The sequence below is a fragment of the Thermus brockianus genome (assembly GCF_021462505.1).
In the GTDB taxonomy this organism is placed as follows: domain Bacteria; phylum Deinococcota; class Deinococci; order Deinococcales; family Thermaceae; genus Thermus; species Thermus hydrothermalis.
In genome coordinates this window covers 59,175-80,600 of sequence record NZ_JAKEDV010000008.1, presented here as the reverse complement: position 1 = coordinate 80,600, position 21,426 = coordinate 59,175, and the positions used below count along the sequence as shown (strand labels likewise).

Genomic DNA, 21,426 nt, shown 5'->3' with positions numbered 1-21,426 from the left:
GCCCCTAGCGCAAACCGCCGGGGACCTCTTGCGCTTCCTCCACCAAGAGGCTCAGGTCCTCCTCGAGGCGGCCCCGCAGGTCCAGGACCCGCCCTAAAGGCAAAGGGGCATCGGCAAGCCCTGGGGCTAGCCGCAGGCAGAGGGTGAAGGCCTCTCCTAGCGTGCCCTTCTCCGGGTTGGGCCGTACCTCCACCCGCAGGCGTTGCCCCTCCCGGTCCACGAGGAGCCCCACCACCCTGAAGCGTCCTGGCGCTAGGGGGGGAGGCTCCGTGGTGTAGATCTTGGCAAGGAGCGTCTTCCCCAGGTCCAAGGAACACCCCTCCGTGCGGGGATAGAGGAGGACGGGCACAGGACCCCCTCCCGGGTTTCGCCGCAGGAAAGCCTGAAGTACCCCGGGTAAGCCGGCCCTGGCCTTGGGGGCCAGGCCATTCCCGGGCACCCGGTACGTGCGGTCCAGAACCTGCACCGAGGGAAAGTGGCCAGGCCCCTTGGGCGGGGAGGCCACTCGCTGGAGCAAAAGGATGGCCTGGAAAGGGGGTGGCTTGGCTTGCTCCATGGCACCAGTCTACCGCTCTACCCCGCCCTTTCGGGCCTGACTAGCAAAGCAAAATCGCCTCCGGGGATGTGCGTGTGAAGGGTAACCTTCGCGGCGCAACCCCCTAGAGGGTGATCACCTGGTCCACCCGGCCAGCCAGGGCCCGGTAGAGGTCCGGGAAACACCCCACCTCCACCCCCTCCACCACGTGGGCCGCCACCCGGCATTCCCCAGGCACCTTCCGCCCCTCCCCCGTGGGCGTGCACCAACGGGCCTCCCCCTCCGCAAGCCCCCTCTCCAGGGCGCAAAGGTCGCACATCATGAGGAGGATCCCCTTCTCCTTGGCCACCTTCGCCAGGCGCTCCCCAATGGGGTTCCCCCGTTGCAGGACCAAGGTGTTGTCGTCAAAGAAGAAGATCCCCACCACCTCCGCCCCGTGCACCCCCGCCTCCAGTTGGGGCAGGATCATCTGCCCGAGCTTGTGGCTCGCCGCCCGAGGACTCGCCAAAACGTAGGCTACGCGCATTAGAAACCTCCTTGGTTCCTAGGCCTCCAGCGAAGAAGCCTGTCCTCCAACTTGCCGAAAAGGAAAAAGAGAAAAAGGACAAACAGGACGATGAGGGTAATGAGGGCCAGGGAAAGCCGGGCGTTGTAGGTGCTTTGGGCGAAGGAAAGGAGATAGCCAAGACCCCGGCTCGAGGCCACGAACTCGCCCACCACCGCCCCCGTGAAGGCAAAGCCCACCGCCACCTTCAGGGAAGACAGGACCCAGGCCGAAAGGGAGGGCAGGTAGACCTCCCGCAGCAACCAACCCCTTCCCCCACTAAAGTGCGCACCCGCTCCAAAAGCCGGGGATCCACCTGCTTCACGCCGCTATAGACGGCGAAGAAGATGAGCACCGCAACCAGGATGAGGCTTAGGGCCACCTTGGAAGCCAGGCCGATCCCCAGCCAAATGACGAAAAGGGGCGCCAGGATGACCCGCGGGATGGCGTTCAGCAGGAGCATCAAGGGCTCCAAGAGGTCCGAGAAGAACGGGCTGAAGGCGGCCATCAGGCCCAAGACGCCCCCGAGGAGGATACCGCCCCCTAGGCCCAGAAGGGCGGCGGTGAAGGTGGCCTGGAGGTGGGGGAGGATCTCCCCCGTTTGGAAGAGCTCCAGGAGGGTGAGGACCACCTGGTGGGGCGGGGGAGCGTAAAGGGGGTTCACCCAACCGAGGCCTGCCAGGACTTCCCAGAAGAGAAGGAGCCCTATGAGCACTAGTAGGCGACGCATGGGGAAACCTCCTCCAGATCCCGCCAAAGCCTCTGCAGAAGGGAGCCGAACAGGGGTTCCGCCCTTACCCCCACAGGGTCTCGGGGCCGGGGGAAGGGAATGCGGTACTCCCGCACCATCCGTGCCCTTGGCCCCTTGGAAAGAAGGTAGATGCGGTCCGAAAGGGCGATGGCCTCCTCCAGATCGTGCGTGACCAGGAGCACGGCGATGCCTTCGGCTTCCACCAGGCCGAGGAGGTCCCGGGTCACCTGGGTCCGGAGAATGGCGTCCAAGCTGGCCAAGGGCTCGTCCATGAGGAGGAGGCGGGGTTTGATGGCCAGGACCTGGGCCAGGGCCACCCGTTTCCGCTGCCCTCCAGAAAGCTCGTGGGGAAAGCGGTCCCCAAGGCCCGCAAGGCCCAGGCGGGAAAGCCACGCATCCGCCTCGGCCAACGCTTTCCCTTTCGCCAGCCCCCGGATCCTCAGCCCCAGGGCCACGTTCTCCCGGGCGGTGCGCCAGGGCAAGAGGGCGTCCTCCTGGAAGAGGAAGCCAAGTTCCTCCGCGCCAAAGTCCCGCTCCACCTCCCCGGCCTCCGGCCGAAGCAGGCCGGCGATGGCCCGCAGAAGGGTGCTCTTACCGCTCCCCGAGGGGCCCACCAGGCTGACGAACTCCCCCTTTCCCACCTCGAGGTCCACCCCCTCCAGGACGGGGACGGGGCCATAGCCCAGGCGAAGGCCTTTAACCCGTAGCACCGACCACCTCTAGGTCCAATAGGCTCTCCACCTTGAAGGAAGGGGGTAGGAGCCCCGCCTCCACCTGGCTTTCCGCTACCCTCCTGGCGGCCTCGAGGTCAATGCGCACGCTCGTGGGGTAAAGGTCCTTGCGATACCGCTGGATAACGGCCTTAAGCCGCTCCTCGTCCCCGCCCGCAATCAAGGCCTTGGGAAGGGTGTCGGCGATGAGGCGGGCGTCCGCCGCGTGGACAAAGCGGAGAGCCTTTTCCAGGGCGCGCGCCATAGCCTTTATTTCCCCAAGGCGCGCCTCCCGCTCCTCCCGCCGCACCGCCACCCCCATGAACTCGTAAGCCCCGCCCAGGTAGGCCTGGGCCTGCTTGAGGTCCATGAGGTTCACGATCTCCCTTCCTCCCGCCTCCTTGAGAAGGGTGAGGGCTGGTTCCTGAACCATCCCCACCTCCACGTGCCCCGCCCGAAGCGCCTCGTACAGGTTGGGGCCCAAGGTGGCGTACTGCACCCGCCTGGGATCCACCCCAGCCTTCTTCAGGAGGTAAACCAAGAGCACGTGGTCCGCGTTGCCCAGGGCGGAGATGCCCACGGTCTTGCCCTGAAGGTCAGGGACGCTCCGGACCGTGCTCTTAGGCCCGGCGGCCAGGGCAAAAAGGGGAAGCCTCCCCGTGGAAAGGACGCGGACGATGGGCGCCCCTTGCCGGTAAGCCTGCAGGGCGGCGTCCAGGCTGGTGGCGGCGTAGTCCACTGCCTTGCCCACCAAAAACTGGAGCGCTTGCGCTCCCCCCCGGGCATAGACGAGCTCCACCTCGAGGCCTTCCTCGGCGAAATAGCCCCGACGTTGGGCTACCTCATAGGGAATGATGCAGAGGAGCTGGGAGCAAAAGGCAAGCTTTATCCGCTTCTTTCCCCGTTGCGCTAGGCTCAAACCCCCGAGCGCAAGCCCCGACAACCCCTGGACTACCTTCCTGCGGTCCACGCAGCAGTCCATACCCATAGGGTGGTGCCTGAGCTTCATCTTGTCAAGGGTATAAAGCACGCCCATCCAAAGGAAAGCCCGCCCCTTGGGGCCAAAGGAAGGGTTAGCAGAGAAGCCACCCAGCCCCGAGGGAATGCAGAAGGCTTGATGACACACCCCTGAAGGGAAACGCATAGGGTGGGGTCCATGGACCTCCGCCTAGCCCTTCCCCTGGACCAGGTCCTACCCCAACGCAACCAACTGGAGGCGCTCGGGGTGGGCCTCGAGGTCTACCTGGACCCAGAGCACCTGGAAGACGACGCCCTTTTCCACCGCCTGGCCCAGGAGCTAAAGGAACCCGTTTCCGCCCACCTTCCCTTCTGGAACCTGGACCTCCTCTCCCCCGACCCCGAGGTGCGGGCCCTCACCCTAAGGCGCCTCCTCTTCGGCCTGGAACGAGCGGCAGAACTGGGCGCAGACCGGACGGTCTTCCACTCGGGCATTCCCCATGGCCGGACCCCCGAGGAGGCCCAGGCCCGGGCGGAGCGCCTGGCGGAAAAGCTCAGGGCGGTGGTACGGAGGGCGCAAGCCTTGGGCATCCGCCTTCTCCTGGAAAACACCCACGAGCCCAGCCCCGAGGCCTTGCAACCCCTTCTCGCCGCCTACCCAGAAGCCCTGGGCTTCTGCTTTGACGCCGCCCATGCCCGGGTGTTCAGCGCCACCCCAAAGCCCGAGCCCTGGCTTGCCCTCGGACCAGAGCACCTGCACCTCAACGACACCGACGGGGTCTACGACCGCCACTGGAACCTCGGGCAGGGGGTTTTGGACCATGCCCGCTGGCTCCCTCCCTACCTTAGCCTTCCCCTGGTTCTGGAGGTGCGGGGGGATCCCCGGGCTTCCCTGGCCTACCTGGCGCGCTTACGCCAAGGGCTTGACGTTTCCCTGACGGAGGACCGGTAGGGTGGCCCCCGTGGAACGGGTTCTCACCCAGGAAAAGGGCGGGGCGAGGCGGTATGCCCTGGAGCCCTTGCCCTTCCTCCTCCCCGCCTACGGCCTCTTCCTCCTCTTCCTCATCCTGCCCGTGGGGGAGGCCCTTTGGCTTTCCCTCCACCAGGAAAACCTTTTCGGGAAGGGCCGGGAATGGGTGGGGCTAGCCAACTACCTCGAGGCCCTCTCCCGCCCCGAGTTCTGGAAAAGCGTCCAAACCACCCTGGTCTTCGCCCTCATCACCGCGCCCCTGGAGCTCCTCCTGGGGCTCCTCGCCGCCCTCTTGGTTTACCGCCCTTACCCCGGCGTGACCCTCTTCCGCACCCTCTTCTTCCTCACCACCGCCGTCCCCACCGCCGTGGCCGCGGTGGCCTGGGGATGGTTTCTCCACCCCGTGGGGGGGTGGGCCAACCGGACCCTAGCCGCCCTCGGCCTCCCTCCCCTTCCCTGGCTCACCTCCCCCGAGCTGGCCCTGCCCACCTTGGCGGTGGTCACCGCCTGGGCCGGGGTGGGCTTCACCGCCATCCTCCTCACGGCGGGGCTCCAGAACATTCCCGAGGAGGTCCTCGAGGCGGCCACCGTGGACGGGGCGGGCCCCTGGACCCGCTTCTTCCGCATCACCCTCCCCCTCCTCTCCCCCACCCTCTTCCTGGTGGGGCTCCTGGTGGTGCTCAAAAGCCTCACCGCCTTCGGGCAGATCCACCTCCTCACCCGGGGAGGACCCGCCGAGAGCACCATGGTCTGGATTTACCGAGTTTACCAGGACGCCTTCTTCAACTTCCAAGTACCCTTGGCGGCTTCCGAAGCCTTCCTCCTCTTCCTCCTCCTCCTGGCGCTTGCGGCGCTCCAGTTCTGGCTTTTGGGCCGGAGGGTGCACTATGCGTAAGCGCTTGAGACTTCTCCCCACCTACCTCCTCGCCACCGCCTACGCCTTCCTCCTCACCCTTCCCCTCCTCACCCTACTTTCCGCAAGCCTCCGGAGCGAGGGGGACCTCTACACCCCCACCCTTCTACCCCCAAACCCCACCCTCGCCCCCTACGCCGAGGCCCTGGCCAAGTTTCCCCTGGCCCGCTTCCTCCTCAATAGCTTCCTCGTTTCCACCGCCGTGACCCTGGGGGTCCTGGCCATGAGCCTCCTCGCCGCCTACGCCCTCACGCGGCTACGCTTCCGGGGCCGGGAAGCCCTCTTTGGCCTAGCGGTGGCCCTCCTCCTGGTTCCCGGGGAGGTAACCTTCTTGCCCCTTTACCTCCTGGTGGACCGCCTTGGGTGGCTGGACACCTACTGGGCCCTCACCGTCCCCTTCCTGGCAAGCCCCTTGGGCGTCTTTCTCCTCCGCCAAACCCTGAGGACCATTCCGGAGGACTACTTTGACGCCGCCCGCATAGACGGGGCCACCCACGGGCAGGTCCTGCGCCACGTGGCCCTGCCCCTCACCGCCCCCGCCCTTGGCGCCCTGGCCGCCCTCACCTTTATCGGTACCTGGAACATGTACCTCTGGCCTCTGGTGGTCACCAAAAGCCGGGAGATGCAGACGGCTCAGATCGCCCTGAACTTCCTCCTGAACGAAGAGGTGGCCCGTTGGAACGTGGTGGCCGCGGGAGCTGTCCTCGTTCTTCTCCCTACCCTGTTCGCCTTCCTGCTCGCCCAAAGGGCCTTCATCCGGGGCATCGCCCTGGGCGGGCTGAAGGGATAAAGGAGGTGGCGTATGCGGACATGGTTCTTGGGATTGACCAAGGTTAGCGCCTTGGGATGGCTCCTCCTAGCCCCCGTCCAGGCGCAACGGGTGACCGTGGAGTTCTGGCACTCCATGGGCGGGGTGTTAGGAGAGGCCACGGAAAAGCTCGTGCAGGAGTTCAACCGGAGCCAAAACGCTGTCCAGGTGAAAAGCCAATACGTGGGGAGCTACGACGACGGCATCAACAAGCTCCTCGCCGCCCTGCGGGCAGGCCGGGGCTACCCCCACGTGATCCAGGTTTACGATATCGGGGCCCGGATCATGGCGGACTCCGGGGCTGTGGTGCCGCTGGAGGATCTGGCCCGAAGGGACGGGTTTGACCTGGACCGCTTCCTGCCCCAACCCAGGAGCTACTACACCCTCGAGGGTAAACTCTACGGCCTCCCCTTTAACTCTTCCAACCCCATCCTCTACTTCAACATGGCCGCTTTCCAGGAAGCCGGAATCCCCTACAGGCCGACCTGGTCCCTAAAGGACCTGGAGGAGGCTGCCCGCAAGCTCACCAAAAAGGACGCCCAGGGGCGCACGGTGCGCTACGGCCTCTCCATCCCCATTGACTCCTGGTTCGTGGAGCAGATCTCCTACAACTCCGGCGAGTACTTCTGCAACAACGAAAACGGCCGCAAGGCCAGGGCCACGGCGGTGACCTTTGACAACGAGGCCGCTGTGGCCTTCCTGGACACTTACGCCCGCCTGGTGCGGGAAGGCGTGGCGGCCAACACGGGCCGGAACTGGGCTGACTCCCAAAGCCTCTTCGCCCAGGGCCAGGCGGCCATCGCCGCCTACTCCACGGCGAGCCTCACGGGGGTTCTTCGCCAGGTGGGGGGGCGCTTCCCCCTGCGCACCGCCTACTACCCTTACCTGCGGGAACGGAACGGGGTGGCCATTGGCGGCGCAGCCCTTTACGTCCTAAGGGGCTTCTCCGAAGGGGAAACCCAGGCCGCCTGGCGCTTCGTGCGCTTCCTCTTGGAGCCCAAAACCCAAGCCCAGTGGCACCTGGACACCGGCTACTTCCCCGTGGTGAAGGGGGTGACCGAACTTCCCGAGGTGCGCCAAGCCCACGTGCGCCAGCCCAACTACACCACGGCGATCCAACAACTGGGTACCAGTAAGGTCAATAGCGCCAGCGCAGGGTGCTTGATGGGCGCTTTCCCCGAGATCCGCCAGTACGTGCAGGCCGCTTGGGAGGAAGTCCTCCGGGGCAAACCCGCCCGGGATGCCTTGAAGGAGGCCAAGGCCCGGGCGGATGCCGCGCTGGAACGCTATAACCGGAGCGTGGCAAGCCGCTAACAAGCCGCAAAAAGCCGCCCCGGGCTAAGCCCGGGGCCTTTTCTGATGGCCTCCTGACACCCGGCCCCTACCCTTAGGGCATGAGGATTCTGGTGACCAACGACGACGGCATCTTTAGCCCGGGACTGTGGGCCTTGGCCGAGGCGGCAACCCGCCTGGGGGAAGTCTTCGTGGTGGCCCCGGAAACGGAGCAAAGCGCCACGGGGCACGCCATCACCATCGCCCATCCCGTGAGGGCCTATCCCCATCCCGCCCCCTTGCCGGGGCCCGATTTCCCCGCCTACCGGGTCCGGGGAACCCCCGCCGACTGCGTGGCCTTGGGGCTACACCTCTTTGGCCCCATAGACCTCGTGCTATCGGGGGTAAACCTGGGGACCAATCTGGGGCACGAGATCTGGCACTCCGGCACGGTGGCCGCCGCCAAACAGGGGCGGCTCTTTGGCCTCTCCGCCGCCGCCTTTAGCGTGCCCCTAAACGGCAGAACCCCAGACTTTGAGCGCCTGAAGCCATGGATCGTGCGTACCTTGGAAACCCTCCTCCGGCTCAACGCTCCTTTCTTGGTGAACGTGAACCTTCCCCTCGAGCCCAAGGGCTTCCTCTGGACGCGGCAGTCGGTGCGGGCCTACGAGGGGGTGGTGGTGCCGGGGGAGGACCCCATGGGCAGGCCCCTCTACTGGTTCGCCGCCAAGCCCCTCCAAGAGGCGGAGGAGGGGACGGACCGCTGGGCGGTGGAGCAGGGTTTTATCGCCGCCACCCCCTTGCGGCTGGACCTCACGGACGAAAAACGCCTGCAGCCAAGCCTAGCCCATGATTAGCGTCCTCATCCCCACCAAGGGCCGCCCTGGCCTTTTGCTAGAGGCCCTGGGCTCCCTCCTTCGGCAGACCTTCACGGCCTTTGAGGCCCTGGTGGTGGAGGACGGGGAGGGGGAGGGCCTCGAGGCGGCCTCCTCCCTCCAAGATCCCAGGATCCGGGCTCTTTGGAACCGGGGCCGGGGGCAGGTGGAGGCCCGCCTCACGGGACTGGAGGAAGTCCAAGGGGAAATCGTCCTCTTCCTGGACGACGATGACCTCCTCCTCACCCCCACCTACCTGCACCGGGTCTGGCGGGCCCTCGGAAGAGGGGAGGGGGTAGCCTACGGGGAAGGGGTCCTCCTCGTAGGCCTCGAGGTCCTCCCCTTTGCCCCGGGGGAGGCGGGGGAGTGGCTTCTCCAGGACAACCGCATCCTGGCCTCCGGCACAGCCCTACCCCGGGCCACACTCCTCGCCTTGGGCAGCCTTGACCCCAGCATGGGGGACTACTGGGATTGGGACCTTTGGCTCCGCGCCCACCAGGCGGGCCTCCCCTTCCACTACCTGCGGGGCCCCAATATCGGCGTTCGGGTCCACGGGCAGAACCAAAGCTACGGGAAACGTATAGAGGAAAGGGCCTTCTACCTGGCGCGCCTCCGGGCCAAACACGGCCTACCCCCTACCCCCCTCAAGGACCACCTGCGGCTCCGCTAGCCCTCGCAAGCCCGGCAGGAGAGGAGAAGGTCACGGCTATAGGCCTGGGCAGCGCTGGCGCTGAACTGGTAGTAAAGGCTCTTGAGGCCAGAGCGCCAGGCGTGGAGGACAAGCTCGTTTACATCCTTGGGCGGAGCTTCGGGGTGGATCACCAGGTTCAGGGACTGCCCCTGGTCAATGTGCCGTTGCCGGGCCGCAGCCAGGTTCACCAGGGTCTTCTGCGAAACCTCGGCGAAGGTTTTGAAGACAGCCTTTTCCTCCTCGCTCAGGAAGTCCAGGTGCTGCACCGAACCGTTGTGCTCCAGGATGCTCCGCCACACCCTTTCCTCGTCCTTGCCCTTCTCCCGGAGGAGCTCCTCCAGAAAGGGGTTTTTGAAGGGAACCCGTGCCTTTTGCAGGTCCTTGAGGTAGTAGTTGCTGGTATAGGGCTCAATGGAAGGGGATACCTGGCCGAGGATGAAGGAACTGGACTTGGTGGGAGCGATGGCGAGAAGGGTGGCGTTGCGCCGTTCCATGACCTCGGCCAACTCATCTTCCGGATGGCGGGCACGCAGCCACCGGGAAGCCTCTTCTGCCCGCTCCCGAATGGTTTTAAAAATAAGGTTATTGAGGAAAAGGGCATCGGCGCTCTCCAGGGGAATGCCCTTGGACTGTAGGTAGCTGTGCCACCCCAGGACCCCTATCCCAATAGCGCGGTACCGCTTGGCAAACCGCACGGCCCGCTCCATGTAGGGGATGCCCTCCGCCTTCTCTATGAAGTCGTCCAAAACGGAGTCCAAGAAGATGACCAAGGTCTCCACAGCATCCGTGTCCTTCCACTCATCAAAGTGGAGTAAGTTTAGAGAGGAGAGGCAACACACGAAGCTCTCCTCCGGACTGGAGGGGAGCATGATCTCCGTGCAGAGGTTGCTGGCGTAAATCGTCTTACCCAGCTTGCGGAAAACCTCGGGAGCCTGCCGGTTGGCGTTGTCCCGGAAAAAGATGTACGGGATACCCACCTCCGCACGGCTTTTGAGGACGGCGGCCCAGCGCTCCCGCTTTTCCCGATCCCCGGCAATCATGGACTCCAACCAAGCATCCCCCACAGAAACGCCCCAGAAAAGGGACTGGATCTCGGAGTTTTCCCGTTGGATACGGGTCCACTCCCAGAAGTCAGGGTGCTCTATGGGCAGGTAGGCAGCGCACTGGCCGCGACGGGTAGAACCTTGGTTGAAGACCTCAATCACCCGGTCAAAAAGGCTGGCGAAGGCATAGGAGCCGTTGCTCTCCCCGTTATCGCGGATGGGGGCCCCTCGAGGCCGAAGCTCCCCAAGGTAGACCGAGGTTCCGCCCCCCTGTTTGCTCATCATGCCGATCTCCGCCACCGCCCGAAGGATGGAGGCGGTATCGTCCTCCACGTAGGTGCCGTAGCAGGAGATGGGAAGCCCCCGCTTGAGGCCATAGTTGGCCCAGACGGGAGTGGCCAGCGAATACCAGCCGTAGGCCACGTAGCGCGCAAACTTCTCCGCAAAACCCGGGATCCCCGTAAGCGCCTCGGCCCGGAGGGCGATCTGACGCACCCGCTCCTCCACGCTCACCCCGGGAAGGAGGTAACCGCGGCTCATGTAAAGCCGCGTCCACTCGTTGACCCAGTACCAGGGCTTGTACTCCCGCTTTACCGTTACCATGGCGCCTCCTTAGAAAAGGCTATCCGGATCGTAGCTCTGCACGCGCCGCGCGTAAGCCACGCTGCGCTTGTTGAAGAAGTCCACTTCCTTGTCGGCAAGGAGCTCGAGGGCGAACCATTCCGTATCCCGAAGGAGCTCGGCCCTGGGCGTAAAGGGGGCAGGAAGGCCATGGAGGGAAAGCACCTCGTTGTAGCGGTGCTTAAGAAACTCCAAGACCTCCTCCTGGGAAACTACTTCCACGTCTCCCTGGGCAAAGATCCAGTCCACCAAAGCCTCCTCCCCGCGGAAAAAGCGCTCGGCCCAGGCCAAGGCCTCCTCAGCAAAGCCGTCCCCGAAGTGCTCGGGGAGCTCCTTGCGGAGGAGGCGCAGGAGCTCCACGCCAAAGAGGCCGTGGATATTCTCCTCCTTGCTGGTGGCCTCTATGGCGTTAGAAATGCCCTTGAAACGCCCCGCACGGCGGTTTAGAGCCATGAGGACATAGAACTGGGAGAAAAGAGAGATGTGCTCCGTAAAAGCGGCAAAGAGGAGAAGGCTATGGGCATACGTCTTTAGGTTTTCTTCCCGGGCCCGGCGCAGGACGTCCTGAAGAAGCCGTTGGCGCTCCTTCAGGGCGGTCTCCTCCTCCAGGGCTTTCTGAAAGTGTTCGTTGAGCCCCAGGAGGTCCAGGAGGTGGGCGTAAGCGTTGGCGTGGCGCACCTCGCTTTCGGCGAAGGTCATCCCCACCTCCGCCACCTCCGGCTTGGGAAAGCGGTCGTAGATCCGGGCCCAGAAGAGCTTGACGGCAAGTTCCACCTGGGCGATGGCCAAAAGGGACCGCCGCACCAAGGCGCGTTCCTTCTCATCTACTAGGGCGTAGTCTTGAACGTCGGCGGTGTAACTGAACTCCGTGTGCACCCAGTAGCTATGCCGGATGGCATCCCGGAAACGCAGAAGTTCGGGATACTCGTAAGGGCGGTAATGGAACCTCGGCTCAGTGAGCATCATCCCTCCAAAGGAGGCACCGGCGTGGGTCGGCCCGACGCATCCAGCGCCACCAACACAAAACCCCCTTGAGCGGCAAGGTACCGCTCCCCTTGCAAAGACTCCACCCAAAGCTCCACCGCCACGCGCATGGACGTACGCCCCACCTCCACCACCCGGGCCACCAGCTCCACAATGGAGCCCAAGGGCACAGGATGCTTAAAGTCCACGGCGTCCGCATGCACGGTGACCACCTTGCACCGGGCATGCCGGGTAGCGGCCACAAAAGCCGCTTGATCCATCCAGGCCATGACCGTGCCACCGAAAAGGGTTCCGTAGTGGTTGGTCTCTCCCGGGAACACGGGATACACCATGCGGGTTTCCCGCACGAGCACCTCCTCCAAACCGGGCAAAAAGTAGGCGAAAGCCGCTTCCTCTTTGGGCCAGCCGTACACTGGTCCTTACGCGTTTTGGGGGAAAGGGTCAGGTCAAGGTCCCATGCGCATCACCACCTTCACCCTTGCCTCGAGGGCTACGGGGCAGGGCCGCGAAGCGGGTACTCGGGCTTCCGGCCAGGTGGGGCCGGTTACCGTTGCGGGACAGCGCCGGACTTTCACCGGACTTCCCCCACCGCCCAAAGGCGTCCAGGCCTGTCGGCCTGGCATCGCGGCCAGGGCACCCTAGGTATTGGGTACCCCTGCGGGGAGACTACCATGGGTTGGGCCCCTGGTCAAGGCCCTCGGCTAAAGCTCTTTGAGAAACTGCAACAGAGCCTCCCGGTCCTCTCGGGGCAGGGCGAGAAAACGCTTCTTGGCCGCTTCCGCCTCCCCTCCATGCCATAAAACGGCTTCCTCCAAGCTCCGGGCCCGGCCGTCGTGGAGATACGCCTCCTCCCCAAGCACCTGCCGGGTAAGCCCGATGCCCCAAAGGGGCGGGGTACGCCACTCCCGGGACTGGGCCGCCCCTTCCGCAACCCCGTCGTCCAGACCGGGGCCCATATCGTGCAGGAGAAGGTCCGTGTAGGCGGGAAGTCCGGCCAAGTTCTCCCGGTGGCAGGCGGCACACCCGATTTCCCGAAAGAGGCGCTTCCCCTTAAGGTCCTCGGGGCGGTGCCGCGGTGCCGGCACCGCCAGGTGGCGCAGGTAAAAGGCCACCCGTTCCAACTCTTCCTGGGAAACCTCCACCTTTCCGTCTTCTTCGGGGAACAAGGGCGTGGAAAGGCCCATGTCCTCGCGGTAGGCTATGGCGCTTTGCTCCTCCAGGCTGGCCACGCTGGCCTTCCACCCGAACCGTCCCACGCGTCCCCCCTCCAGGTAGGCAAGCCGTCCCGACACCCCGTCCCCATCCCGGTCCCCAGGGTCCTCTAAGGCGGCCAGTACCGCTTGGGGGACCGCCTCTAAAAGCCCAAGCCCAAAGACGGGCGGAGCCAAGCGGAGGCTATACCGCCCAGGCACGGGGAACCCGTTGGCGTCCAAGACCTCCACATGGGGCCGGCGCAGGCGGTAAGGGGTACCGTCCACATACCTTCCCTCCACCTCCTCAAAGCGGAGGGCCACCCTCCCCTCAGGCTCCAACCCCAAAAGCGCGTGGTCCTGGAGTTGCCACCCGAAACGGGGATGGGGGTCCAGGCCGTTTGGAGCCCGGGTGCGCACGAGCGCCTCGCTCCGCTCGGCGAAGGCCAGCCGACCCCGGCCATCCCGCACATGGCACCCGGCACAGGACTGGTGAACAAAAAGAGGGCCCAGGCCGTCCTCCCTCACGAAAACCCGGTTGAAGGCTTGGTCCCCCAAGCGGAACGCCTCCAATTCTTCGGGCGTCAACCCGGGTAAGGGGTGGCCGAAGGCCCGGGACGAGGCGTCGTTCACCAGGTACCGGGCAGGAAGGGCTCCGAGGAGTAGGACAAAGAGGAAAAAGAGCCCCTTCCGCATTAGCGCAAAAGCTCCTCCAATGCGCTGAGAATAGGCTCCACCTCCTCAGCGGGGGCGTGGGCCTCCACCTTAGCCCGGATAGCCTGCAAAAGGCGCACCGCCTCTTGCGCCTCGGGAAGTGCCTGTACCGCTTGCTCCAGGCCCTCTAAAGCGGCAAGTCCCTCGTCCACTTCCCCTTCCCCCAGGTACTCTTCGCGGAAGGTGCGTAGCCAAAGGCGCGCCCGCTCCTTGGCGCCTCCCACCGGGGTTTGGGAGAGGGCGCGGTACAGGGCCATGGCCTTCGTTCGGGCCGTTTCCACCCGGGGATCATCCCAAGCCTCCTCCAAGGGGCTTGGTAGGTTGGCAAGGGCTGCCTGAAGGTCCAGGGTCAATGCCCAGGAGTTGCCTTGAAGGGTTAGGAGGGCCAAGGCCTTGGCCAACCCTCGGCCGTTGGCCCGGTAATCCTCAGCCGAGCGCCGCGCATAGGGGCTTTCCGGGTTTCTAAGCTTTTCGCTGAAGAGCTCCTCGGCCAGCTCCAAGCTGGCAGCGTAGAGTTCCGAGGCGAGCTCTTCCTCCGAGGCCTCCTGCAGGTAGGCCTCGTACCGTTCCCGGAGCGCATCGGCCTGGCGGGCAAGGTCCTCCGCCAAAAGGGCTAGGTGGCGCAAACCCTCGGCTTCCTTGGGGAGCGCTTGGAAGAGCAGGTATTCCAGGGCATGAAAACCCCGCACCTCAGGGGGAAGGTTTTCCACGGAAGTCCCTAGGGAGCGCGCGAGCTCTTCAGGGCTTATGGGCCAGGTATCCAGGTACGGGTCATAGTCCCCTACCGGACCGAAGGCGAAAGCCTCCAACTCTTCCCAGTAATCCCGGGCGGCGTGCCAAAGGAGCTGTAGACGATGGAGCCCGTCTGGGGTGGGGTTTCCCGCAAACGCCCGCGCTGCCTGCGCCAAAAGCCCACTCTGCGCCGCAAGGCCCTCCACCAAGGGCGACACCGTGGCCGCTAACCCCTCCCTAAACCCTTGCGCCCACGCAAGACCCAAAAAACCTAGGGCTATCCAGAGAGAACGCCACACGGTTTACCTCCCCAAGAGAGAACGCCGTACTCCTTCCACCAAAACGCGGGCAGAATGGGGCCCGCCATACGTCCAGGTGCTGGGGTCTAAGGCCACCACACGAGCCTTTGCCAATCGGAGCAAGGGACCCACCGCTGGGTCCGCCAGAGGGTTGTTTTCCGGTTGGGCGATGAGGAAAACGAGCACCCCAGGGTTGTCCTGTACCAAGCGCACGAGGCCTTCCGCACCTACCCGAGAAAGACCATAGGCCTCCGCTTTTCCCCTCCAAGCGTTGGCCAGGCCCACGGCCTCTAGGAGCTCGGAAGCCAGGGTGTCGCGGGTGAAGACGTTGTAGACCTTCTCCCGGGCCCACGCCTGCACCAAGAGGAAGGGCCTCCCCGCTAGTCCCGCCTGTCGCAGGGCGTCGGCGGTTTGGCTTAGGAAGCGGTCCAAATCCGCCAACCGCCTTTCCCCTTCGCGCTCCTTCCCCACCAGGCGAGCGTGCAGGAGGAAGTGCCGGCGCATGGCGGCGAGTTGCCCGCTTGAGGGTAAGTAGTCGTAAAGGGCCGTGGGCGCAATGCGGGCAAGCTCGGGGTAAAGCTTGGCCTGGAAACCCGTGTAGCCCAGAATGAGGTCTGGCTTAAGCGCCGCTAGGCGCTCAAGGCTCGGGTTCATGCGTCCCCCGAGATCCTGGATCCCCTGGGGAAGATCCATCCGCACCCACCTGGGAAAGTCCGCCAGGTCCGCTCCCGCCACGGGCCGGACCCCCAGGAGGAGGAGGTCCTCGAGGGGGCGCCAATCCAAGACCGCCACCCGCTCCGGGGTCTTGGCCAAGCACACCTCGCCCAGGTCATGGGGTACCCCCCCACCTGGGCAACCGCCCTGCGCCAAAGCTAGGGAAGCCAGGTAAACCGAAGCCAAACGTGCTATCTTCCGCATATTCTAGTTCAGATGGCGAAAATACCCAACAGGACTTGCCTTTTGCCACACAAGCCCCCGCCGCAGAAGGCGGAGGAGTTCCTGCCCTTCTCCCTCCCGGAACCGTAGACCCACTGCACCCAACCACACCACCCCATCGCCGCCCCGGGACAGGAGGTCTTCTAGAACCTGCGCCAGGAAAAGGAGGCCTTCCGGGGTAAGGCGAAAGGTACCCGCATCCCAATGCAGGTGGTAGGTGCCGCCGTTGCACGAGCATCGGGCAAGATAGCGGCTTTCGGAAATCCGGGCCACCACCTGGGCGTGCTCAGGCTCCACGGACCACCTCCTTGGGCACGGGCAGGAGAAAGGAAAAAGCCCCCGGGTGCCCTAAGGCGCGGAAGGGAACCTCGTAGACCTCTTCCAAAAGCTCGGGGTGCAAGACGGCCTGAGGAGCTCCATACGCCACAGACCTTCCCCCCTTCAAAAGGAGGATGCGGTCGGCGAAAAGCCCCGCCAAGTTTAGGTCGTGGAGGACCGCCACCACCCCCTTCCCTTCGTAGGCCAAGGCGCGAAAGAGGCAGAGGAGTTCTAAGGCATACCGCGGGTCTAGGTGGTTGGTGGGCTCGTCCAAGAGGAAGAGATCCCCTTCCTGGGCCAAAAGCCGCGCCGCTTCCACGCGCATGGCCTCACCCCCGGAGAGGCTTGGGTAAAGCCTTTCGGCCAGGTCTCCCGCTTGGGCCCGCACCAACGCACTCCTGACCTTGGCATGGTCTTCCTCCCGCTCCCGCCTTCCCTCAAGGTGGGGAAGCCGCCCCAGGAAAGCCACCTCATAAGCGGTGTAGGGGAAGTTTATTTCCCGGTGCTGCGAAAGCACGGACCGCACCCGGGCCAGGGCCTGCGGAGTATGGGCGGCCAAGGGACGCTCCCTAAGCCACACCTCTCCTTGGGTGGGCCGAAGCTCACCGGCAAGGAGGCGGAGGAGGGTGCTCTTGCCGCTCCCATTAGGCCCCAAGACGGCCAGGAATTCTCCTGGGCGCACGGCAAGGTCCACGCCCTTGATAAGCCACCTTTCGCCCACTCGGTAACCCAGGTTTCTCGCCTCAAGCACGGAACACCTCCCGCTTGTACCGCAGGACCAGATAGAGGAAAAAGGGACCTCCTAGACAGGCCGTGACCACGCCCACGGGGATCTCCGCCGGGGCAGCCAAGGTCCGGGCCAGGAGATCGGCGGTTACCGCCAAGACCGCTCCCAACAGGGCCGCCCCCGGGAGCAGGTAGCGGTGGTCGGGCCCCGCCAGGAGGCGGAAAAGATGAGGCGCCACGAGCCCCAAGAACCCCACGCCCCCGGCCAAGGCCACGGCCACCCCCACCCCCAAAGCTGCCCCGGCCACTGCCCGCCGTTTGAGGGCCTCGAGGTCCACCCCAAGGTGAAACGCCTCCCGCTCCCCCAGAACCAAAGCATTCAGAGGACGGGCCAAGTGCAGGAGGAGAAGGAAGGCGAGAAGGCCAAAGGGAAGCCCCGCCAGAAGGAGGTGCCAGGTAATGGCAGAAAAGCCCCCCAGGGTCCAAAAGGTGAGGCTACGAAGCTCCTGCTCGCTGGCCACAAAGGTGAGAAGGCCGATGCCCGCCCCCACCAGGGCGTTTAGCGCAATCCCAGAAAGGAGAAGCACCGATACCTGGACGCCCCAGGGCGTTTGGGCTAAGCGCCAAAGTAAGTGGGTGGCGAGAAGCCCCCCAAGGAAGGCAAAGAGGGGTAGGGCGTATACCTCCAAGGCGCCCGCCCCGGGCAACACGACGATGAAGATGGCAGCGCCCAAGGCGGCCCCGGAGGACACGCCGATGAGGCCCGGATCCACTAGAGGGTTACGGAAAAGCCCTTGCAGCACCGCCCCCGACAGGGCAAGAAGGGCACCCACCAGAGCCGACCCCAAGACCCGGGGCAAGCGAAGGGCGGTAAGGACTTGGTACTCCACCCCTTCGCCCTTGAGCAAGATGCCGGGAATGGAGAAGGGCGGAATGGGATAGGCCCCAAGGGCCGCCCCCAGCAAGAGGGCCAGGGCAAGGAGGAGCACCAACCCTAGCAGTACCAGCCGGTAGCGACGGAAGCGGCCAAGCGGCAGGCCACGGGTCACGGCAGCTCCTCCCAGAAAGCGTCCAACCGAGGGGGTAGGGGTTTGCCGAGCAGCGCGAGGAACAAGGCTGCCTTCAGGAAGGCCCGCCAGATAAGGTACGACCTCACGGTCCCACCTCCACGAAGCCGTCCATCAGGTAAGCCGCCCGGAACAGGTCTAGGGCAGCCCGGCCTGCCCGGGGCCCGAAGCTCCCCAAGTAAAGGTCGTCCATGGCCACCACGCGGCGGTTTTGCCCTGCGGGGGTTTGCGCCACGCCGGGGAGTTTGAGAAGGCCCTCGAGGCCCCCCACGCTCTCCAGGCCCCTTTTGAAGACCACAAGGACATCCGGCCGGGCCGCTACCACGCTCTCCGCGGTCATGGGTTGGCACTCCCGTATGCCCTTGGCGGCGTTCTCAAGCCCCGCTAGCTCCATGACGCCCACAGGGGTACTGCCCTCGCCGCACACGAAGGTGGTACCCGGTCCCCGTAGGTAAAGGAAGAGCGCCCGTAGCTTTCGGGAAGCGTGTTGCGCTTGGAAAGCGCGCAAAGCCAAAAGGTCCCGCTCCAAAGCCCGCACCAAAGCATCGCCCCTTGCGGCTTGGCCCACAGCCTCCGCCACCACCCGGATCTTGCGCTTGGCCCCCTCCACGCTGGGTTCGGCAGGCACCAGGACAACCGCCACCCCAGCTTGCCGGAGTTGGTCCACCACCTGGGGCGGGCGCACATCCTCCCGGCCAATGACGAGGGTAGGCTTCAAGGAGAGAATGCCCTCGGCAGAGAGACGGAACTGGTACCCTACGCTCGGAAGCCGAAGGACCTGGGGCGGATAGTAACTGGAGTCATCCCGCCCCACCACCTTGTCCCCTACACCCAAGGCAAAGAGGATCTCCGTGGTAATGCCATCCAGGCTTACGATGCGCTCAATGGAGCGCACCTCCACCGCTTTCCCACTAGCGTCCACCACCCGGTAGGGTTGCGCCCAGGCTAGCAAGGAAAGCACTGCCATGAAAGCCACGCCGCTTCGCCCCCTCATGCGTACACCTCCACGTCCTCTAGGCGCAGGACTATCGTTTCCATATCCGTCGCCTCCACCACCACCTCCCGCTCCACGGGAAGCCACAACCCTTGGAAAGAGGCATAGGTATCCCGGAAGCGTTCCACCTTGATCAGCCGCCCCTTGGGGTCCCGGTGGACCAAAAAGAAGCGTTTGGGCAACAGCTTCTCCCCCACCTCCTGCCAGGCCTCGAGGTGAATGCGGAAGGAACCCTCCGCCAGGCTGCGCTCAATGACCTCTATGCGGCCATGGCGCACCCAGATGCGAGAACGGAAAGGGTCATTCAAGGCGATGGCGGTACCCAAGGGGCCCTCTTCCACCAAGCGCATGGCGTAGCGCCCTTCCCCCTCCTCAAAGGGCACAGGCCGACGGTGGCCCAACAAGGAGGCCAGTTCCCGCTCCGCAAGGGGGCCCATACCCTCGGGCAGTTCCACTTCCGGGCGGAAGCCCTCCACCTTCACCCGCCCGAAGTACCAGAGGCCCTTGAAGTAGAAAGCAACGCTTGCGGAAAAGCCGGGGAAAGTCTCGGGCAAGGTGTATATTCGTTCCCTTGCCCGTTTTAGGAGGGCCCAGACGGGAAGGCTCTCAACCACCTTCCACCTCCGAGTCCAAGATTATCTGGAAAAGTTCTAGCTTATTCGGACCCGCAAAAGCTTCCTTGGGCAAGGTACCGCTTCGCGCGTGGCCCTCCCTGAACTCGGGGCTTTCCGTCCAAGCCCGAAAGGCCTCCTCGCTCTCCCAAAAGGTGAGGACGATATAGGGGTCCCCTGGGCTCTTGGGCCGCAGAACCAGGTTGCGGACAAACCCCGGCATCCGGTCCACGAGGCGGGCCCGGGTGCGGAAAACCTCTTCAAACCGCTCGGCATACTCGGGTTTTACCGGTATGCGGTTCATGACCACAAACACACCATCACCTCCCTAAGGGGAGGCTAGGGGAAACCCCCAAGAATGTCAAGTATTCCGGTCGGATTTTGTGAGTATTAGGAACGATAACCGTTCGCAACAGGCTCCTATTCCAAAAGGGCCCAGCCCGCGGGAAAAGCCCCCGCGGACTGGAGAATCCGACCTTACCTACGGACAAAACCCGAAACCGCCTTCTGCGCTTCCTCGGGGGTAATGGCCACCTCAAAAGCCCGGTCCGCCGGAGAGCGGGGACCGGGGAGCTCCTGGTCCCCTAAAAGGATGCGGGAAGCCCGCACCGTGGCGCGGTGAGCGGCCTCGTTGCCGAGGATCGCCCCCCCGCCTTCAGGATGTCCTTGTTGGCGATGAGGGGCAAAGCCCCTAGGTATGCCCCCACAAAAGCGTCCTCCAAAGCGTTGAGTAAGCGCAGAATGGCGAGCTGGTTTCTAGGGAGAAACTCCACAGGATAGACGAAGTTCGGCCTTTCCACGGGACGGACACCGAGGCTTTGAAGGTCATCTGCCCGAGCTTGTGGCTTGCCGCCCGAGGACTCGCCAAAACGTAGGCCAGGCGCATAGCGACTTAATGATAATGTCTTCTCAGTAGTTTGTCAAGGAGCACAAAAGGCCCCGGCCCATGGCCGGGGCCGAAAGGGAAACAGGCGCTAGTGCTTCACCCCCTCCACCTCAAAGAGGGCCAAGCCCAGAGGCATGCCCCCCACCTTTAGGCGGGCCGCCACCTTCCACTCCTCCAGGTCCACCCGCACCACCTCGCCCCGAACGGGGTCGGCCAGGTAGGCCACCCCGTGGCCCAGGGCAAGCCCCGGGGCGGTGTCCAGGGGGGAGGTGGCCTCGAGGCTCCCCACCACCCGGCGCGCCACCGGGTCCACCTTGTGGAACTGCCCGTCGGCGGTGAGGACGTAGAGGGCCTCCCCTTCCGGTCCGAAGCCAAAGCGCAAGGGGCGGGCGGGCAAGGGCAGGACCTCCATCCGCCCCTCCCCGGGCTTCAAGAAGGCGAGGCCCTGGCCGAAGTTCCCCACGAAGACCCCCGCCCTGGGATGGGCCACCAGGGTACCCACCCGGGCCCCTTCGGGGCTTCCGGGAGGGTTCGCCACCTTGCGCCCCATAAACCCCTGGCCTCGCCGCTCCACCAGGAGCACCCCATCCAGACACCCGAAGGCGGCCACCTCCCCTAGCACGGCCTCCCCGTGGAGCCGGGGGCAGGTCTGGGGCAGGGGGAGAACCCGCCTCCCTTCCCGGGTGTAAACCTCCACCCTACCGCTCTCCAACCCCCCCACCAGGACCGCCTCGCCCAGGAGGGCCACCGCGCCGTGGTCCGCCCTACCGGTGGCGATGAGCCCGGGAGTGAAGTCCAGGCCCAAGCGCCTCAGGTCAAAGAGGGCCAAGGTGCCGTCCCCATCGTGGAAGACCGCCAGGGTATCCTCGTTGGCGAAGATGTGGGTGGGTTTAGGCCCCGTGCGCAGGGTGGCGGCCACGTAGGGGTTCTCCTCCTTCACATCCCGATGGTCGCCGTGGTCCTCGAGGCGGAAACCCCCGAAGAGAAAGCTCACCGCCCCGGCATCCCGGTGGACCGCCAGGACGTACTGCCCGCCCGGAAGGGGATAGAGGCGGGCGGGGGAAGGCACGGTGAAGCGGCCAAGCTCCTTCCCATCCTCGTTCATAACCCGCACCAGGGGCTCCTTCCCGTCCGCCACCGCCAGGCGGCGGAAAAGCCCTTCGCCGTGAGCGTGTTCCCCTTGGGCCAGGGCAAGACCTAAGGCCAAAACCGCGGCAAACGCAACCTTTCTCCCTCGCATCGTTCCTCCTTTCCCTCGAGGCCAAAGGCCCCGTAAAGG

General features: G+C 64.9%; 25 protein-coding genes, 1 pseudogene and 1 riboswitch. Of the genes and pseudogenes, 6 read left to right on the top strand and 20 right to left on the bottom strand.

Annotated elements, in window-relative coordinates; genetic code table 11:
• Positions 1 to 4 precede the first annotated feature (4 nt).
• The 6 genes from LXN00_RS10225 to LXN00_RS10200 form a co-directional block, all read right to left on the bottom strand.
• Complete coding sequence (locus LXN00_RS10225; RefSeq protein WP_234507927.1) at positions 5 to 556, bottom strand: hypothetical protein; 552 nt, start codon at positions 554 to 556, stop codon at positions 5 to 7.
• 103 nt (positions 557 to 659) lie between these two features.
• Positions 660 to 1,061 carry a SaoD/DsrE family protein gene (locus tag LXN00_RS10220; protein WP_234507925.1) on the bottom strand — a complete coding sequence of 134 codons (402 nt, stop codon included), beginning with the start codon at positions 1,059 to 1,061 and terminating at the stop codon, positions 660 to 662.
• On the bottom strand, positions 1,061 to 1,285 hold the full coding sequence (locus LXN00_RS10215; RefSeq protein ID WP_234507984.1) for an ABC transporter permease subunit: 225 nt from the start codon (positions 1,283 to 1,285) through the stop codon (positions 1,061 to 1,063). Before LXN00_RS10215 ends, LXN00_RS10220 begins: the two co-directional genes overlap by 1 nt.
• 2 nt (positions 1,286 to 1,287) lie before the next feature.
• Entirely contained in the window at positions 1,288 to 1,809 is a 522-nt protein-coding gene (locus LXN00_RS10210) for an ABC transporter permease (RefSeq protein ID WP_234507923.1), read from the bottom strand.
• On the bottom strand, positions 1,794 to 2,540 hold the full coding sequence (locus tag LXN00_RS10205; RefSeq protein WP_234507921.1) for an ABC transporter ATP-binding protein: 747 nt from the start codon (positions 2,538 to 2,540) through the stop codon (positions 1,794 to 1,796). Before LXN00_RS10205 ends, LXN00_RS10210 begins: the two co-directional genes overlap by 16 nt.
• The gene (locus LXN00_RS10200) at positions 2,527 to 3,549 is read right to left on the bottom strand and encodes an ABC transporter substrate-binding protein (RefSeq protein ID WP_234507919.1); all 1,023 of its coding nucleotides are present in this window, start codon (positions 3,547 to 3,549) and stop codon (positions 2,527 to 2,529) included. The genes LXN00_RS10205 and LXN00_RS10200 overlap by 14 nt, the downstream gene beginning before the upstream one ends.
• A gap of 147 nt (positions 3,550 to 3,696) precedes the next feature.
• Between LXN00_RS10200 and LXN00_RS10195 the strand changes: the two genes are divergently transcribed.
• The 6 genes from LXN00_RS10195 to LXN00_RS10170 all read left to right on the top strand — a co-directional run bounded on the left by LXN00_RS10195 (position 3,697) and on the right by LXN00_RS10170 (position 9,005).
• Positions 3,697 to 4,449, top strand: a complete 753-nt coding sequence (locus LXN00_RS10195) for a sugar phosphate isomerase/epimerase family protein (protein ID WP_234507917.1) — start codon at positions 3,697 to 3,699, stop codon at positions 4,447 to 4,449.
• Between the two features lie 10 nt (positions 4,450 to 4,459).
• Positions 4,460 to 5,362: a carbohydrate ABC transporter permease gene (locus LXN00_RS10190; RefSeq protein ID WP_418952993.1), complete on the top strand. Its 903-nt coding sequence runs from the start codon at positions 4,460 to 4,462 to the stop codon at positions 5,360 to 5,362.
• Positions 5,355 to 6,170, top strand: a complete 816-nt coding sequence (locus tag LXN00_RS10185; RefSeq protein ID WP_234507915.1) for a carbohydrate ABC transporter permease — start codon at positions 5,355 to 5,357, stop codon at positions 6,168 to 6,170. Before LXN00_RS10190 ends, LXN00_RS10185 begins: the two co-directional genes overlap by 8 nt.
• A 12-nt stretch (positions 6,171 to 6,182) precedes the next feature.
• Positions 6,183 to 7,502, top strand: a complete 1,320-nt coding sequence (locus LXN00_RS10180; protein WP_234507914.1) for an ABC transporter substrate-binding protein — start codon at positions 6,183 to 6,185, stop codon at positions 7,500 to 7,502.
• An 80-nt stretch (positions 7,503 to 7,582) separates the two neighbouring features.
• On the top strand, positions 7,583 to 8,317 hold the full coding sequence (gene surE / locus LXN00_RS10175; protein ID WP_234507912.1) for a 5'/3'-nucleotidase SurE: 735 nt from the start codon (positions 7,583 to 7,585) through the stop codon (positions 8,315 to 8,317).
• A complete protein-coding gene (locus tag LXN00_RS10170; RefSeq protein WP_234507910.1) occupies positions 8,310 to 9,005 on the top strand; it encodes a glycosyltransferase family 2 protein in 696 nt (231 codons plus the stop codon). The genes surE and LXN00_RS10170 overlap by 8 nt, the downstream gene beginning before the upstream one ends.
• Here LXN00_RS10170 and LXN00_RS10165 read toward each other — a convergent pair.
• From LXN00_RS10165 to LXN00_RS10100, 14 genes and pseudogenes are all read right to left on the bottom strand, one after another.
• On the bottom strand, positions 9,002 to 10,672 hold the full coding sequence (locus tag LXN00_RS10165) for a ribonucleoside-diphosphate reductase subunit alpha (RefSeq protein WP_234507908.1): 1,671 nt from the start codon (positions 10,670 to 10,672) through the stop codon (positions 9,002 to 9,004). The two genes, LXN00_RS10170 and LXN00_RS10165, sit on opposite strands and share 4 nt — an antisense overlap.
• 9 nt (positions 10,673 to 10,681) lie before the next feature.
• Complete coding sequence (locus LXN00_RS10160) at positions 10,682 to 11,653, bottom strand: ribonucleotide-diphosphate reductase subunit beta (RefSeq protein ID WP_234507980.1); 972 nt, start codon at positions 11,651 to 11,653, stop codon at positions 10,682 to 10,684.
• Positions 11,653 to 12,006 (bottom strand): acyl-CoA thioesterase, encoded by a 354-nt coding sequence (locus tag LXN00_RS10155; RefSeq protein WP_234507978.1) that lies wholly within the window; start codon positions 12,004 to 12,006, stop codon positions 11,653 to 11,655. Before LXN00_RS10155 ends, LXN00_RS10160 begins: the two co-directional genes overlap by 1 nt.
• 180 nt (positions 12,007 to 12,186) lie before the next feature.
• Positions 12,187 to 12,260, bottom strand: a riboswitch (cobalamin riboswitch).
• Positions 12,261 to 12,375: 115 nt separating this feature from the next.
• On the bottom strand, positions 12,376 to 13,560 hold the full coding sequence (locus LXN00_RS10150; RefSeq protein ID WP_234507905.1) for a di-heme oxidoredictase family protein: 1,185 nt from the start codon (positions 13,558 to 13,560) through the stop codon (positions 12,376 to 12,378).
• The gene (locus tag LXN00_RS10145) at positions 13,560 to 14,528 is read right to left on the bottom strand and encodes an imelysin family protein (protein ID WP_234507903.1); all 969 of its coding nucleotides are present in this window, start codon (positions 14,526 to 14,528) and stop codon (positions 13,560 to 13,562) included. The genes LXN00_RS10150 and LXN00_RS10145 overlap by 1 nt, the downstream gene beginning before the upstream one ends.
• An 84-nt stretch (positions 14,529 to 14,612) precedes the next feature.
• Positions 14,613 to 15,428 (bottom strand): iron-siderophore ABC transporter substrate-binding protein, encoded by an 816-nt coding sequence (locus LXN00_RS10140; protein ID WP_234507902.1) that lies wholly within the window; start codon positions 15,426 to 15,428, stop codon positions 14,613 to 14,615.
• A 102-nt stretch (positions 15,429 to 15,530) separates the two neighbouring features.
• Positions 15,531 to 15,842, bottom strand: coding sequence for a hypothetical protein (locus tag LXN00_RS10135; RefSeq protein WP_234507899.1), 312 nt, complete (start codon positions 15,840 to 15,842; stop codon positions 15,531 to 15,533).
• A pseudogene (locus LXN00_RS10130) lies at positions 15,832 to 16,551 on the bottom strand (ABC transporter ATP-binding protein); the annotation flags it as partial. The pseudogene LXN00_RS10130 and the gene LXN00_RS10135, both read right to left, overlap by 11 nt.
• Positions 16,552 to 16,606: 55 nt before the next feature.
• Entirely contained in the window at positions 16,607 to 17,638 is a 1,032-nt protein-coding gene (locus LXN00_RS10125; protein WP_234507895.1) for a FecCD family ABC transporter permease, read from the bottom strand.
• Between the two features lie 103 nt (positions 17,639 to 17,741).
• On the bottom strand, positions 17,742 to 18,650 hold the full coding sequence (locus tag LXN00_RS10120; protein WP_234507893.1) for a heme/hemin ABC transporter substrate-binding protein: 909 nt from the start codon (positions 18,648 to 18,650) through the stop codon (positions 17,742 to 17,744).
• Complete coding sequence (locus LXN00_RS10115; RefSeq protein WP_234507891.1) at positions 18,647 to 19,264, bottom strand: DUF3386 family protein; 618 nt, start codon at positions 19,262 to 19,264, stop codon at positions 18,647 to 18,649. The genes LXN00_RS10120 and LXN00_RS10115 overlap by 4 nt, the downstream gene beginning before the upstream one ends.
• A complete protein-coding gene (locus LXN00_RS10110) occupies positions 19,257 to 19,577 on the bottom strand; it encodes an antibiotic biosynthesis monooxygenase family protein (RefSeq protein WP_234507889.1) in 321 nt (106 codons plus the stop codon). Before LXN00_RS10110 ends, LXN00_RS10115 begins: the two co-directional genes overlap by 8 nt.
• A gap of 268 nt (positions 19,578 to 19,845) precedes the next feature.
• Positions 19,846 to 20,034, bottom strand: coding sequence for a ferritin-like domain-containing protein (locus tag LXN00_RS10105; protein WP_234507976.1), 189 nt, complete (start codon positions 20,032 to 20,034; stop codon positions 19,846 to 19,848).
• A 201-nt stretch (positions 20,035 to 20,235) separates the two neighbouring features.
• The gene (locus LXN00_RS10100; protein WP_234507887.1) at positions 20,236 to 21,387 is read right to left on the bottom strand and encodes a YncE family protein; all 1,152 of its coding nucleotides are present in this window, start codon (positions 21,385 to 21,387) and stop codon (positions 20,236 to 20,238) included.
• Positions 21,388 to 21,426: the final 39 nt, after the last annotated feature.

Excerpts from the sequence above, each read along its gene's own strand:
- LXN00_RS10210 (WP_234507923.1), bottom strand. The coding sequence starts at position 1,809 with ATGCGTCGCCTACTAGTGCTCATAGGGCTCCTTCTCTTCTGGGAAGTC.
- LXN00_RS10100 (WP_234507887.1), bottom strand. The coding sequence starts at position 21,387 with ATGCGAGGGAGAAAGGTTGCGTTTGCCGCGGTTTTGGCCTTAGGTCTT.
- LXN00_RS10120 (WP_234507893.1), bottom strand. The coding sequence starts at position 18,650 with ATGAGGGGGCGAAGCGGCGTGGCTTTCATGGCAGTGCTTTCCTTGCTA.
- LXN00_RS10180 (WP_234507914.1), top strand. The coding sequence starts at position 6,183 with ATGCGGACATGGTTCTTGGGATTGACCAAGGTTAGCGCCTTGGGATGG.
- LXN00_RS10220 (WP_234507925.1), bottom strand. The coding sequence starts at position 1,061 with ATGCGCGTAGCCTACGTTTTGGCGAGTCCTCGGGCGGCGAGCCACAAG.
- surE (WP_234507912.1), top strand. The coding sequence starts at position 7,583 with ATGAGGATTCTGGTGACCAACGACGACGGCATCTTTAGCCCGGGACTG.
- LXN00_RS10170 (WP_234507910.1), top strand. The coding sequence starts at position 8,310 with ATGATTAGCGTCCTCATCCCCACCAAGGGCCGCCCTGGCCTTTTGCTA.
- LXN00_RS10150 (WP_234507905.1), bottom strand. The coding sequence starts at position 13,560 with ATGCGGAAGGGGCTCTTTTTCCTCTTTGTCCTACTCCTCGGAGCCCTT.
- LXN00_RS10200 (WP_234507919.1), bottom strand. The coding sequence starts at position 3,549 with ATGAAGCTCAGGCACCACCCTATGGGTATGGACTGCTGCGTGGACCGC.
- LXN00_RS10160 (WP_234507980.1), bottom strand. The coding sequence starts at position 11,653 with ATGCTCACTGAGCCGAGGTTCCATTACCGCCCTTACGAGTATCCCGAA.
- LXN00_RS10185 (WP_234507915.1), top strand. The coding sequence starts at position 5,355 with ATGCGTAAGCGCTTGAGACTTCTCCCCACCTACCTCCTCGCCACCGCC.
- LXN00_RS10195 (WP_234507917.1), top strand. The coding sequence starts at position 3,697 with ATGGACCTCCGCCTAGCCCTTCCCCTGGACCAGGTCCTACCCCAACGC.
- LXN00_RS10225 (WP_234507927.1), bottom strand. The coding sequence starts at position 556 with ATGGAGCAAGCCAAGCCACCCCCTTTCCAGGCCATCCTTTTGCTCCAG.
- LXN00_RS10155 (WP_234507978.1), bottom strand. The coding sequence starts at position 12,006 with ATGGTGTATCCCGTGTTCCCGGGAGAGACCAACCACTACGGAACCCTT.
- LXN00_RS10165 (WP_234507908.1), bottom strand. The coding sequence starts at position 10,672 with ATGGTAACGGTAAAGCGGGAGTACAAGCCCTGGTACTGGGTCAACGAG.